The 12393-nt window shown below is 36.0% G+C and carries 14 protein-coding genes; 9 read left to right on the top strand and 5 right to left on the bottom strand.

The genetic code is table 11. From position 1 onward, the window contains the following. Positions 1 to 141 precede the first annotated feature (141 nt). Both MKY07_RS09385 and MKY07_RS09380 read left to right on the top strand, forming a co-directional pair. Positions 142 to 1011, top strand: coding sequence for a tyrosine-type recombinase/integrase (locus MKY07_RS09385; protein WP_008407229.1), 870 nt, complete (start codon positions 142 to 144; stop codon positions 1009 to 1011). A gap of 39 nt (positions 1012 to 1050) precedes the next feature. Continuing rightward, entirely contained in the window at positions 1051 to 1455 is a 405-nt protein-coding gene (locus tag MKY07_RS09380; protein WP_008407228.1) for a hypothetical protein, read from the top strand. A gap of 54 nt (positions 1456 to 1509) precedes the next feature. Here the strand turns inward: MKY07_RS09380 and MKY07_RS09375 are convergent, their stop codons facing one another. Further along, positions 1510 to 2931, bottom strand: coding sequence for a sugar phosphate isomerase (locus MKY07_RS09375; RefSeq protein ID WP_339264566.1), 1422 nt, complete (start codon positions 2929 to 2931; stop codon positions 1510 to 1512). 277 nt (positions 2932 to 3208) lie between these two features. Here MKY07_RS09375 and MKY07_RS09370 point away from each other — a divergent pair, with 277 nt between their 5' ends. Further along, positions 3209 to 4150: a tyrosine recombinase XerC gene (locus MKY07_RS09370; protein ID WP_008407226.1), complete on the top strand. Its 942-nt coding sequence runs from the start codon at positions 3209 to 3211 to the stop codon at positions 4148 to 4150. Between the two features lie 123 nt (positions 4151 to 4273). Here MKY07_RS09370 and MKY07_RS09365 read toward each other — a convergent pair whose 3' ends face one another. Further along, positions 4274 to 5533, bottom strand: coding sequence for a mechanosensitive ion channel domain-containing protein (locus tag MKY07_RS09365; protein WP_339264565.1), 1260 nt, complete (start codon positions 5531 to 5533; stop codon positions 4274 to 4276). Between the two features lie 199 nt (positions 5534 to 5732). On the opposite strand from MKY07_RS09365, the gene MKY07_RS09360 reads away from it, so the two are divergent. Together MKY07_RS09360 and MKY07_RS09355 are read left to right on the top strand one after the other, a co-directional pair. Beyond that, positions 5733 to 5894, top strand: coding sequence for a transcriptional regulator (locus MKY07_RS09360; protein WP_339264564.1), 162 nt, complete (start codon positions 5733 to 5735; stop codon positions 5892 to 5894). Continuing rightward, positions 5887 to 6054: a hypothetical protein gene (locus MKY07_RS09355; RefSeq protein ID WP_008407223.1), complete on the top strand. Its 168-nt coding sequence runs from the start codon at positions 5887 to 5889 to the stop codon at positions 6052 to 6054. The genes MKY07_RS09360 and MKY07_RS09355 overlap by 8 nt, the downstream gene beginning before the upstream one ends. Before the next feature lie 100 nt (positions 6055 to 6154). Here MKY07_RS09355 and MKY07_RS09350 read toward each other — a convergent pair whose 3' ends face one another. Then, positions 6155 to 7528, bottom strand: a complete 1374-nt coding sequence (locus MKY07_RS09350) for a nucleoside-diphosphate sugar epimerase (protein ID WP_339264561.1) — start codon at positions 7526 to 7528, stop codon at positions 6155 to 6157. Positions 7529 to 8029: 501 nt separating this feature from the next. Here MKY07_RS09350 and MKY07_RS09345 point away from each other — a divergent pair. From MKY07_RS09345 to MKY07_RS09330, 4 genes are all read left to right on the top strand, one after another. Beyond that, positions 8030 to 8404: a hypothetical protein gene (locus tag MKY07_RS09345; RefSeq protein ID WP_008407221.1), complete on the top strand. Its 375-nt coding sequence runs from the start codon at positions 8030 to 8032 to the stop codon at positions 8402 to 8404. Between the two features lie 153 nt (positions 8405 to 8557). Beyond that, complete coding sequence (locus tag MKY07_RS09340; RefSeq protein ID WP_339264560.1) at positions 8558 to 9097, top strand: ATP-dependent exonuclease; 540 nt, start codon at positions 8558 to 8560, stop codon at positions 9095 to 9097. A gap of 132 nt (positions 9098 to 9229) precedes the next feature. Beyond that, complete coding sequence (locus MKY07_RS09335; RefSeq protein WP_339264558.1) at positions 9230 to 10030, top strand: protein phosphatase 2C domain-containing protein; 801 nt, start codon at positions 9230 to 9232, stop codon at positions 10028 to 10030. A gap of 21 nt (positions 10031 to 10051) precedes the next feature. After that, on the top strand, positions 10052 to 10696 hold the full coding sequence (locus MKY07_RS09330) for an alpha/beta family hydrolase (protein ID WP_339264557.1): 645 nt from the start codon (positions 10052 to 10054) through the stop codon (positions 10694 to 10696). A 44-nt stretch (positions 10697 to 10740) separates the two neighbouring features. On the opposite strand, the gene MKY07_RS09325 is transcribed toward MKY07_RS09330, so the two are convergent. Together MKY07_RS09325 and MKY07_RS09320 are read right to left on the bottom strand one after the other, a co-directional pair. Next, positions 10741 to 11250 (bottom strand): Ltp family lipoprotein, encoded by a 510-nt coding sequence (locus MKY07_RS09325; protein WP_014823853.1) that lies wholly within the window; start codon positions 11248 to 11250, stop codon positions 10741 to 10743. A gap of 429 nt (positions 11251 to 11679) precedes the next feature. After that, entirely contained in the window at positions 11680 to 12042 is a 363-nt protein-coding gene (locus MKY07_RS09320) for a hypothetical protein (RefSeq protein ID WP_339264555.1), read from the bottom strand. Between the last annotated feature and the right edge of the window lie 351 nt (positions 12043 to 12393).

The following is a 12393-nucleotide window of genomic DNA, read 5'->3' as shown; positions in this document are numbered from 1 at the left end:
CATTATAGACGAAAAAATATACAATAACATGCAATCTGGGCGGTTCAAGTAAATTTAACGAATTTTCAGCAATTTTCCGTATGAAATCCATATAACTCTTACCTCTGTGCATGATACAATACAAAGAAAGGGGCGTAAAATATGGAAAAAATCCAACCGTATGTTAAAGCGTTTACTGCTTATTTAAAGTCTTTAAATAAATCTTTTCATACAACGAAACAATATACATTGGATGCAAAGCAATTCGCGGAAATTATTCAGCATGAAAATAAAATTAATGAAGCATTGCAACTTTATTCAAAAACAATTCAGGAAAAATATCCTTCGTTCAATTCGGTCAACCGCAAATTCGCATCGATTCGCCATTTCCTTACTTTTCTGCAGCTACGCGGTGTGATTTCTGTATATAATGAAGAAATCATCGCCCCATTGACAAAACAGGAAACGGAACTGAATGTGTTGAAGGAAAAGCAGTTCACTCGGGCCTTAGCCTATTGGCCGAAGCAATATGAGATTGCCTTGAATGAGGAACATGAATGGCTCGCATTACGCAATACGGTCATTGTTTTTACAGTTGCTGAGCTTGGTATTAAGCCAGCCGAACTTGTGCGCATGGAATGGAAGCATATTAACACCGAAAAAAATGAAATTATTGTTCTGGCATCGAAAAGTTACCGTGTTTTACAGTGTTCGAAAAAACTGCTGGAATTGCTCGAGGACTATAAACACCATACTTTGGAATTCATGCCGCTAACCGAAAATTCACCATATGTTTGGCTCGGTGTCGGCAATAAAATGGGGGAACCGGTCTCCGTCAAAACAATTGAACGGATTTTTAAGGCGATGTCCGAGCAACTCCAATTTAAAGTGACCGCCACAAATATGCGCTACCACGCCATTCAAAAATTGCTAACGAAAAATGAGGATCCGAAAGTTTTGTACGAGCAATTCGGCTATGCAAGAAAAGGTGTCTTGCTTGAGCGAGAACAACGCTTCCCGAAAAATAGCTAGTAAATAATATAATTGATGAAAGATTGAGAGGGAGAAATAATGGCGATATCGATGATGGAAGCCTATACGATCGAATTACTGAAAAACCATCCTTATACATTTGAACAAATTAAACACTTTATTGAAAATGATGAACTTCATTTATTAACAAATTCCTATGATATCGATACAGATAGTTTAAGAATTTTATTAAAAGAAAATGCTAAAGAAATGGAACAGGCTTTTGCTGGGAACTATGAGGTGAAATTTGTAACGATGAACGGATTGAAAAACTTGCTGCGCATGCGTTTTCAAATTTCTGATGACCAATATGAACTGCTAGCGGAGGGGAACGGTCTGCATTTTTTACAAGTCGATTCGATTACCGAGCAACAAATTCGGGGAATGCTTTCTTCAAACTGGAAAGTAGAGCGGAGCGGGGAACAGATTACACTATATGTCTAAGGATAATAAATATGGGGTTATGGGTGCAGTCAATTGACTATCCCCATAACCCCATTATCTTTGACGTCGCCTATTCACTTTCCCGTAGTAGCTAATTGAATATTTATAAACTTGATTCAAAATAAGCAGTGCCAGCGTCAGTAAGCCGAAGACCATCAGTATAAGTGCAATCCATTCAAAAAATGTAAAACTAAAAATTTCGGATATATTAAATGGCTCTGCCAGCATTTCAATGACCAAGTTCATTCCATATATACCGGAAATCATACTGAAAATCGTCAAAATAAAAATCAGTTTATTTAACCTGTCCGTTGAACGGTCTTCCTGTATCCGATATAGTTCTTCGAGCGTTTCCTTTGTCTCGCGGTACAGTCCATCAATACGAAACGCTTTCCGGAAATAGTGCGAAATTTCTTTACCTTCCGAACGTGCCGAAACCTCTGAAAAGTAATACCTGGATGCGAATTTCGTAATCTGTTCAATTAATTCCTCTACAATGTCCTTATCTTTCGAAAACTTCAATTCACTATGTTCAAATACGAGTTTTAACAACATCAGCTTATAAAAATAGTGGATAAGCAATGTATAGTAGGAAACAGAATGAAAGCTGTTCAAATATTTCTTCATGCTTTCATCGTTTACGGACGAAAGGTGAATATGGCCTTGCAATGTGGTTATAATATGAAATTTCGGTGCCCATCTTTCGTAGCAATGCTCCTGCACAAAGCGTTCAATATACTCTTTATTTGAACTTGAAATATAGGGATCCCCATTTTTGTCACGTCCGTTTAACTGTCCTGCTCGATACAGTAAATGCTCGTCGATTTCAGCGCCTTCTTCCAAATGAAAAAAAGCACTGACATACATCCGCTCATCTTCAAAAAACGGTATTTTACTAATATTTTTATGAATCGAAGAATAATCGACAAAAAACTGTTCTAAAAAAGGTGCAATTTTCTTTAATATTAATTCATCTGTATTATAAAAGACAAAATTGTCGTAAGTAATTTCTGCGCCTAGCTCTTCATCAATTTTTGGCTGCAGTACTCTAAAAAAATGACCGAATGATAACGCGGCATTTAAATCCACATCATCTGCCAATTGTATCCTCACCGCTAAAATTCCGATCCCAAATGGACAAAGATTGATATCCGCGCTCAATAATGTAAATGGAATTTCATCGAATGCCGTCTTCATTTTTCCATCACAAAGAATTTTTTTGGAGTAGCGGTTAAAATTTCGTATGGAAATCTCGTCGTTCAATAATTTCTCTTCCATGAAAGGGTAAAAGAATTGCTTTAACAATTGGTGGGAAACTTCGATATCCGTGCCGTAAAGTGTTTCGTTGAATTCCTCTTCATCGATAGTAAAATGATAAAATTTGTTGCGTTTTAATATTTGCTGTAATTTTACAAAATCGTACTGTCGATAATTGAAAGGATAATAAAAAACATAGTGGGTTTTTAGCGAATTCATCCTTTCACCTCCTGGAACATCTATTCCCAAAATCCGATAAATTTAACCAAAAGCTGCGATGACAAAAATCGCGCTCAGACGATTCGACATGGGTTACCATCCACGATTCGACATTTCACTTCGTCTGAAGGCGAAATTACGAAATAAGAACATTTGTTCCTTTTTAATGTCGAAAAACCGCTTAAATCTTCTAAATTAGCAATAATGTTCCCAAATATAAATTTGGGAACATTTTTTATGCTATAATAAGAGCTAAATAGAGGGGGATTGGACGAAAATGCAGCTGCCGAAATTTTTACGTGATTTTTTAATATACTTAACAACGATTACGGGAAAGTCGCAAAGAACCCGAAAAGAATATGAATATGATCTTATTTTATTTATGCGTTTCCTTAAAGCGATTGAAGAAGATATTCCGTTAGACCGTTTACATACAATCGACATTTCGACTATTACAATTGACCAAATAAAAGAAGTGTCTCTGGAAGATTTATATTTATTTATGGAATATTGCGAAGTACAGCGAGGTAACTCCTCATCAGCCCGCGCTCGCAAAGTCGCAACATTAAAATCCTTTTTTAAATATTTAAAAGGGAAACGTCGTCTAATTGATGAAAATCCGGCTGAACATTTGGAAACACCAAAAATTGGCCGACGCCAGCCAGTTTACTTAAATTATAATGAGGCAAAGGATTTTATCGGCGCAGTACAGACACAGTCCTATTGTGCACGCGATGAATGCATGATGGTTTTTTTCCTGAATCTTGGCATTCGTGTATCCGAGTTATGCTCACTCAATATCGATTCTATTAATGGTCGTATGCTGACGGTAATCGGGAAAGGGAATAAAGAACGTCATGTGTATTTAAATGATGCCTGTATGAATGCATTGGATAAGTATTTACAGGAGCGGCATGCGTATAAAGGGGACGGGAAAGAACCGCTGTTCATTTCCCAAAAAGGGACACGATTTGCGAGACAGTCGATTGCACGAATCGTGAAAGTAATCAATGCAAACAGCCATTCACCGAAAGAGAAGCTGACACCGCATAAACTTCGACATACATCCGCTACAATGATGTATAAATCCGGAGCGGACATCCGGACACTACAGCATATTCTTGGTCACTCCAGTGTCGCGACAACACAAATCTATACACATATCGAAGACGAACAAATTCAAGAAGTACTTAAAAATAACCCATTCAATAATTTATGATAATAATATTATGTAAACTAGATGAATATAGAGATATTTAACAGGAAGCGCGATAGGAGCCCGCATGAGTTAAAAAAATAGCCATTTCTTATGAAAGAAAATGGCTATTTTTAAAGCGATCAATTAATTTGATTCACCTTCATGATTATTTAAATGTAGGGAACTCATCGCTTTAAAGTCATTGCCCGTCGGATTTTGGAATAGTCGAAGGTCAAATTCTGACGCAATGGCAAAGAGGTGGTCGAAAATATCAGATTGTATAGATTCATATACGGCCCAATTGATATCATTTGAAAAAGCATAAATTTCAATTGGTAAACCATATTCATTCGGAGCCAATTGTCTTACCATTGTGGTCATTTCTTTATGAATGCCTGGATGATTTCTTAAGTAATTACTAATATATGTTCGGAATAAACCGACATTAGTCAGTGCTCTGCCATTTACCTGATTGCTTGTATCGATCCGATGCTTGATATTATATTCAGTAATCTCACGCTGTCTCGTATCAATATAGTCCGTAAGATAATGGATGTTTCGTAACTTCTCGATCTGTTCCCTCGAGCAAAACGCAATACTTGTTGTATCAATAAATAAGGAACGTTTGATCCTTCTCCCACCAGTTACTTGCATACCTCTCCAGTTTTTAAAAGAGTCCGAAATTAGTGCATAACTTGGAATTGTCGTAATCGTTTTATCAAAATTCTGTACTTTCACAGTGTTTAACGAAAGGTCAATGACATCCCCATCCGCACCGTATTTCGGCATTTCAATCCAATCACCTACACGCACCATATCGTTTGATGTTAATTGAATCCCTGCAACAAGCCCTAATAAGGAATCTTTAAAAACGAGCAGCAAGACAGCTGACAGTGCACCTAGCCCACTTAGAATAATGAGCGGATTTTTACCAATTAAGTTCGCGATGATCAATATAATCCCCAGGACATAAACAATAATTTTTGCTACTTGAATATAGCCTTTAATCGGCTGAACTTTTGAAATTTCATACGTAAGATAAATTTCATGAAAAGCATTCAATAAACTGCCTAATAAACTTATTACGACGATTATGATATACGTAATGGCCCCTTTTTCGATGAGGTCCTGATACGTAAAAGCTTCAGCAAAATGATAAATAATAATCGCCGGAACGATATGAGATAACTTGTGGAATACTTTCTTTTCTAAAAGGATGTTATCCCACGTATATTTGTTATTATTCACAATATGTGTAATAAATCGGATGACAATCTTTTTAGTGATAAAGTTTGCCAATAAACAAAGGATCACGATGAAAATAATCATGATTCCTACTGAGAGATACTCAGCAACTATTGGATTTACTCCAAAATCGATTAGTTTTTTATAAATAAGTTTCATTAAATTCCTCCCGCCTCCTATGGTAACAAAGATGTCGATGAGATGAAATTATTGTCTACTGCGGTTCCACGAAAAGAACGGTTCGTCGCTAATGTTCAAAAGTAAAATAAAATTCAGATAATTCATTGACACTGTTTATAAACTGTTATATATTTAATTTATAAATAAAAACTGTTATATAACAAAGGAGAGAAGTCCAATGAATTATTTTGAAAAAGGGTATCAGATGTATGTAGAGAAATGTGAACAGTTTGGATTACAGCCGGTTAATTTCCGATATTATGTGAATCAGCTTTCCCATCAGCAATTACTTGCTTATAACGGCTATGCAATGGAACAGGAGAAGAGACAACATGATTAGTCCTCAAACCGAAACAGTATATTATAAGGATGTAATGCCGATTCATTCGATTGAGCTTGTGAACATTCACTATATCCAGCCTGATCTGACGATGGAAATGTCTTATCTGTCTGCAAATTACGCCATGCTGCATCGAGGTGTTTATGAAATTACAACTTAATCTACTTTATTAAATCAATCTACAAATATATTGTAGGTTGATTTTTGTTTTTTAAAACAAAAAAAGCTGCTTCGTAATGGTGATACAAAGCAGCCTTGTATTAATCAAGGAAATAATTTTCAATTCGCAAAAACTCTTCCTCATCAATATTGTCCATATATTTATACAGCAAATCGAGATCAACTTTAATTTCGTCTTTATGCGTTAAATAAAACTGCTCTGTTAAATGAGAAATTATTAACGGAACCGCTTTTTGATGGTTAAACCGGTGCAAATAAGTTGATAAAAAATCAGCGTTAACCGCGATATCCGTATTCTGGCCTAGCGCATTGAAATCGACATAATTAAGATGCGCTGTTAAAAACTGTTCCGTTAAATGCACATTATATTGGCAAATATATGACCAATCCAGCTCATTTCGGTATTTATTTAGCCAATGCAGCTCCGCGATTGCTGTAAATAACTGCTTTTGTTCTTCATTGTAGGCCTTAAATTTTTTATCCATTTCGGTATTTGTTAAGCGTCTATCCCCATACCGGTTATACTTCTGACTGACAAGGGAAGGGATTCCTTTAACTAAGTGCTCACTGCCTGCCCATTTATAAGATCCGCGGTCATATTCGAATAGCTGCAAATCCATATCCGGGATGTCATCGGCTTCCGGTAAATAGATAAGCTCAAAGGAATTATAAAAGGCATTGCTTTCGATAAAATCATCCAGCTGATCGACAAAATCCGGATTCAGACGTTTTTTGTTGGCCATTAACGTTGTCACTAAATAACGTTTAAAGGACATCGATAACCGCTCAAGTACCGGCTTGTTATACTGTAGTGCTTCCAGATCCACTTCAGGCAAATAATCGATTAGAAACTGCTCTGATAAAAGCGGATTCGCATAACACACATACGTAAACGGCAAGTATTGAAAATAAGCTGTTAAGCGGGAAGGATGCAACTGGACTGCTTGAATGCACCAATTTCTATAAGCTTCCAAAAATACACGGTCATATGGTAGTTGCTCGTAAATGGTCTCAACATTGGCCTCCAGCTTTTTCATAACAGATAAATCGTTAAAATTATCTACTGAAAACTGTGTAGGGAACGCAATTTCCTGAAAAGCCTTATTTAGATGGAAGGCTGCTCTCGGCTTAGTTGAGACAAAACTGTACGTCCCGATGGCCCCGCGTTCTTCCAGTAATATATAGGCAAGTTCCTGGCGTTCATCCCGTGTTAACTCACAGTCTTTCGGAAACTTTACAGCCGCAAAATACTGCGCTTTTGCCAAGTCATAGAAAAATTTGTAGTCGCCTTCTTTCGTATAAGGTTCCTTTGATTCATTTTGCTGCCAGTAGAGGAGGGCACCTTGTATCGGACTTCTATTTGAAAACGTAATATTGGCGATTGAAAATATATTTTGCGCTATTGCGTCGTCATACAGAACTTTAATAAACTCGATCTTTTTGATTTTTAGCATGTAAGACACCTCCGTTCCTTCTATTATATACTTGAACGATAAAAAATCCGAAAAAAAAGTCTGCATATTAGGTTTAAAGATGTTTTAAGGTGGTATATAACTTGTAAGTAAAGTTGCGGTCACTGAAGAGTAGACAGTAAGTTAACCACTAGTTTAGATTGTTTATATGATGATTTCTATTAGCTTCGTTGTATGCGTTTATCAAGCAACATTCACAGTTTATGTTAGGCAATTAATGAACAAAATGCTTTAACGAAGATTTTCGAAAGATGCCAAACCAAATTAGGCGAGCGAAATGCATACACGAATTGAGATATACCATTGAAAATTTCAGCTCAAACGTTTTATAAAAGTTAAACTAACGTACAAAACATTACAACTTAATATGCAATACCGGCCGCAACTTTACCCCTTTACACTCCTTATGCCATAAGGAGTGTTTTCATTTGCCCGATAATGGCTATATAATATACGTAATGAATTGGTGATAGGAGAATGACGATGTGGAAGATACATAACGGGAAACTGATCCAAACAACGGATGAATCAAGAATCCGGTATAAAACGCGAATGAGCGCGGCGATAATAAACAGCTTAAAACAGCTTGCCGAAAAATATGATACCCATATCGGCTATTTATTGGAAAATGGTTATAGTAATTTGATTGAGTCCGGTACAATTGCTTATGATAAAAAAAACCGACCAAAAGATCGCATTGAATTTCGGACAACATGCGATAAAGAATTACTGGAAAGCCTGAAGGAATTTGCAAAACAGCATAACCTGAACTTAAACGATGTCATCGAAGCAAGCGTTGCGTATATCAATTATGAGGATGTAAAGCATACAAATTGGCGTTACCGTGTGGAAGTTTAATAAGAAAAATGATAAAAGCAATTGGAGAATTCGATTGCTTTTTTATTTTATATAAAATTCGTCCCCTCATTTTTTCCAAATTATTGAAAAATGGTCCATTATACATTAAATTTATAGTATAAAGCTATTTTTTAAGAGGGGATGAGAACGGCCATGTTTAAAGACTATTCACCGAGACTGATTTTTGGTGTAATGGCGGTTACTTGTATCATTATTTCACCGCTGTTCGCCATATTTGTACCTATGACTGTTCCGGATTTATTTTTGACAGATCGCTCGTATTTTTATATTTATTCATTTAGAACCAATGTGAAAATTATTATCGCAGGATTTGTAATATTGGCTGCAGCTTTTGCAATGCTATGCTGGAAACGTCAAATTGCGACCTATGTGCTTAGTTTACTGCTCCTGATCGGAGGATTGGTGACGTTGTATAGCTCAACAAGTACGTACACAGCGATTAATGAGCAGGTAGTGTTTAAAAGCCAATTAATCGGCTCTGAGAAAATGCAATGGGATTCGATTGAACGTGTTGCTTTAGAGTTTGTGCCGAATGCATTAGGCAATTATAAATTTATCGATAAATCAGGGAATGAATTAATCGTTCAGGAAGATAAATCGATGGCAACGAGTTATATTTATCTAATGGCTAGTAAGAAAAACATAAAATTCGATGAGTATGAAAAGAAATAGTCATTTTCAGTCGAGATAAAAAAGCTTAGCTCAATAAAGGGTTAAGCTTTTTCTTTATTTTACAAATTTTACCTTGAAGATGATATACTATGAAAATCTATAAATAATGTGGTGTAAGGAGGGATGTAGAAAGTGTTTAAATTCAATTGGGTAGGGAGCGAAACACATTTAGTTGATTTACCACATATTCAGCAATTCAACAATCTTGCAATTGGTCGGTTTGGCGGTAATTCATCAGCTGGGCAATACAAAAACGAAGATGGTTGTATCGTTTGGTTGAATAAAGAGCAGGACTGGGAATTCGTCATGATTCTTGATGCTCATAACAGTGCGGAAAGCGCCGAACTAGTCATGGAGACCATTGTGAATGAAGAATATAACTTGATCACAATTTTTAACAAGTCACTACCCGATGCTTTTAATGAATTGGACGATTATATCATTCAGATTTTTCAAGATCCGCATTTTTTAGCTCGTTGCCGTAAGGTGCAAGGCGAAACGGCTTGTCTTATCGTTTTTAGGAAAAGCAAATATATTTGGTGGTTTTCAGTTGGAGACTGTATTCTACATCTATTTCATCCTGAGCTGGCTAATATGCATCAATATCAGCTAAATCAAAGGAATTTTTACGAGTGGATCGGGAATGTCAATACATTTGAAATGGAAGTACCATGTTATAGTACGGGGCGCAGGGAATTGCGAAAAGGGCTAAATCAGCTTTTTGTGACAACGGACGGGTTAACAGAATGTCCTCATACTTCATTTGATAACCCTCAGGAAATTATGAAGGTGTTTGACCATACCAAATCTCATTCCAATGCTGTGCACCATCTATTAAAAGAAATTCAAGAAAACGGCGTACGGGACAGTACAACGATTGTTTCATGGACCGTGAATATCGATAAAAATGCGAGTGAACCGAGTAATAAATAAACTTTTTAAGGGGGGATGTGTATGTTTAAAGTAAAAACAGATACTATTACAGGTTATAAAGAAAAGGATATTCCATTTACAATATTAAGCACTGATGAGCATGCCTCGAAATTGGCGATTCTGCTTCCCGGGGCAGGATATACCACTCAAGCACCTCTACTTCATTATTCAACGGGTATATTTTTACGGAAGTCTGTAGATGTACTGCAGGTAAATTATACCTATAACGATAAGTTCTATGACCATTTCAGTATGGAAGAACTCGTTGAAGCGATAAAACATGATGTGGGTGCGGTCATTGATAATGTTTTAAAAGAAAATTCGTATGAGGAATATTATTTTGTCGGAAAATCTCTAGGTACCATTGCTATGGCGTCTCTGTTGGAAAGAGAGACTTTTTATAATGCAAAAGCTGTTTGGTTAACACCGCTTCTTAATCGGGATGATGTTTTTGAATCGATGTTAAACAGTCATAATGAAAGTTTATGTTTTATTGGGGATGATGACACGCATTATAATGCGGAAAGATATAGTCAATTCGTCAATAATCCTAAGCTTGTGACAAGTCTACTTGCTGGCGCGGATCATAGTTTGCAGTATAAGAGCGATCCTGTCAATTCCATTGATCTTTTAAAGACGGTAATTAAAAAGATCGATGAATTTTAACGGAAGAAGCCTTCCACCAATCAATTTGATGGAAGGCTTTCATTTTATTCTAAATTATCAATTGCGTACTGAGCTTCTTCAGCCGTAAATTTTTCACCGTATTCGGAAATCAATTGATCATAAATTGCAGAGTCAGACATTGCCATTGTTTCAGCGTATGATTTTGCTTTTTCTAATGCATTCGCTTTCCAGTCATGCTCCAGGTTATCGATTGCATATTGCGCAGCTTCTTTAGGGAAACCTTCTCCATATTCCGAAATTAACTGATCGTAAATACCTGCTTTAGACATTTGCATTGTCTCTGCATACATTTCCGCTTTTTTCAACGCAGATTTATATTCGCGCGGTACATTATCTTCTTTTGCTTCCTCTTTTGGTTCTTCTTTAACAGCTTCTTTTGTTTCTGCTGCGTTTTCTTTTGGTTCAGTTGCCGTTTCAACTTTTGTATCTGAATCCACTTCAGACGTATCTCCGTCACTGAACACTGCAATGATTATCACTAGTATTATAAGGGCTAAAAAACCACCACAACCAAGTTTAAATACTTTTTTCAACGCGGTAAATCCTCCTTAATCTTAATAATAATATTTTACTAGTTATTCTAGGATAATAATACTGGTAATTCTTATATATATAACAAATTTTTATTGGATTTCCGGAAAATATCTACTTTTTTTAATTAACTTTATTTTTAAGGAGGCAAAGGTTGTTTAAATGAGAGTAATCTTATGCTATTTTAATGGAAATTATTTTTTAGATATGAGGTAGAGATGTCACGAGAAATGGTTCCTCAATGTCTATCGGATGACATTTGTTAGAAGTACAGCAGCAAGAGGCTGGGGAAGCAATAGAATGTCAGTATAATAAATAAGTCTAAAAAATGACAAAAAACTCGCCATTATTGAAGCGAGTTTTATTCAAAGGAAGGGATTCACGGTTGATTCATTTTCGAACTACCTTTGGAGACATTAGATAAATTGCGCCTATCCGATGACTTGATTAAATACAATGTCGTCTCCTTTGGTGTTTATAATTTTTAAACGATTGGTCTCTTTTACAAACACGGCTTTGTATTGTAGTTCACCTTGTGCATTTAGAAAATGGAGAATACGAGTTTCTTCGTTATTAGCAATGATCATAATTTTGTAAGAACCGTCTCCAATTTGCTTACGGATAATATTGTATTCCGGTAATTTTGCAGCCTCTTCCTCACTGAGATCGTCTTTAAGCTGATCTGTTTCATTTGGTTTTTCTTCTTCCTCCGCTTTACTCTTTTCTGCAGCTTCATCGCTGCACCCAACGAGCAGCATTCCTGCCGTTATAAGGACTATGGTCCATTTGTTCATAATGCATTACCTCCAGTTCAATTGTTTATTGTAACAAATTAATAAACCTATCTATACCCTATACACTCAAATACAGGCTAAGTTTTGGCATAATGAGGGTTTATCTCATATTTGCAAAATTATTGATAAAAATAAAAAAGGTAAAGTCTCTAATCAAAAATTATACATTAAAGGACAATTAAAACTTCACTGGACGTGGAAATAGAAAGGATTATAAAAAAATCAGTTGACCGCATACCCACCGGGGTATATTATATGTGTTAGAAATTGGTGTTTTGCAAATATAAGAAGAGGTAGGAGGTTTATGGATGAAAAAAGTAATCATTATTGGTGGAGTTGCAGGCGGTGTTT

Origin of the sequence: Solibacillus sp. FSL W7-1472 (genome assembly GCF_037969775.1) — a bacterium.
In the GTDB taxonomy this organism is placed as follows: Bacteria; Bacillota; Bacilli; order Bacillales_A; family Planococcaceae; genus Solibacillus; species Solibacillus silvestris.
Note: the sequence above shows the minus strand (reverse complement) of the source record. Positions and strands in the feature narration are given on the sequence as shown.

Excerpts from the sequence above, each read along its gene's own strand:
- MKY07_RS09385 (WP_008407229.1), top strand. The coding sequence starts at position 142 with ATGGAAAAAATCCAACCGTATGTTAAAGCGTTTACTGCTTATTTAAAG.
- MKY07_RS09380 (WP_008407228.1), top strand. The coding sequence starts at position 1,051 with ATGGCGATATCGATGATGGAAGCCTATACGATCGAATTACTGAAAAAC.
- MKY07_RS09375 (WP_339264566.1), bottom strand. The coding sequence starts at position 2,931 with ATGAATTCGCTAAAAACCCACTATGTTTTTTATTATCCTTTCAATTAT.
- MKY07_RS09370 (WP_008407226.1), top strand. The coding sequence starts at position 3,209 with ATGCAGCTGCCGAAATTTTTACGTGATTTTTTAATATACTTAACAACG.
- MKY07_RS09365 (WP_339264565.1), bottom strand. The coding sequence starts at position 5,533 with ATGAAACTTATTTATAAAAAACTAATCGATTTTGGAGTAAATCCAATA.
- MKY07_RS09360 (WP_339264564.1), top strand. The coding sequence starts at position 5,733 with ATGAATTATTTTGAAAAAGGGTATCAGATGTATGTAGAGAAATGTGAA.
- MKY07_RS09355 (WP_008407223.1), top strand. The coding sequence starts at position 5,887 with ATGATTAGTCCTCAAACCGAAACAGTATATTATAAGGATGTAATGCCG.
- MKY07_RS09350 (WP_339264561.1), bottom strand. The coding sequence starts at position 7,528 with ATGCTAAAAATCAAAAAGATCGAGTTTATTAAAGTTCTGTATGACGAC.
- MKY07_RS09345 (WP_008407221.1), top strand. The coding sequence starts at position 8,030 with ATGTGGAAGATACATAACGGGAAACTGATCCAAACAACGGATGAATCA.
- MKY07_RS09340 (WP_339264560.1), top strand. The coding sequence starts at position 8,558 with ATGTTTAAAGACTATTCACCGAGACTGATTTTTGGTGTAATGGCGGTT.
- MKY07_RS09330 (WP_339264557.1), top strand. The coding sequence starts at position 10,052 with ATGTTTAAAGTAAAAACAGATACTATTACAGGTTATAAAGAAAAGGAT.
- MKY07_RS09320 (WP_339264555.1), bottom strand. The coding sequence starts at position 12,042 with ATGAACAAATGGACCATAGTCCTTATAACGGCAGGAATGCTGCTCGTT.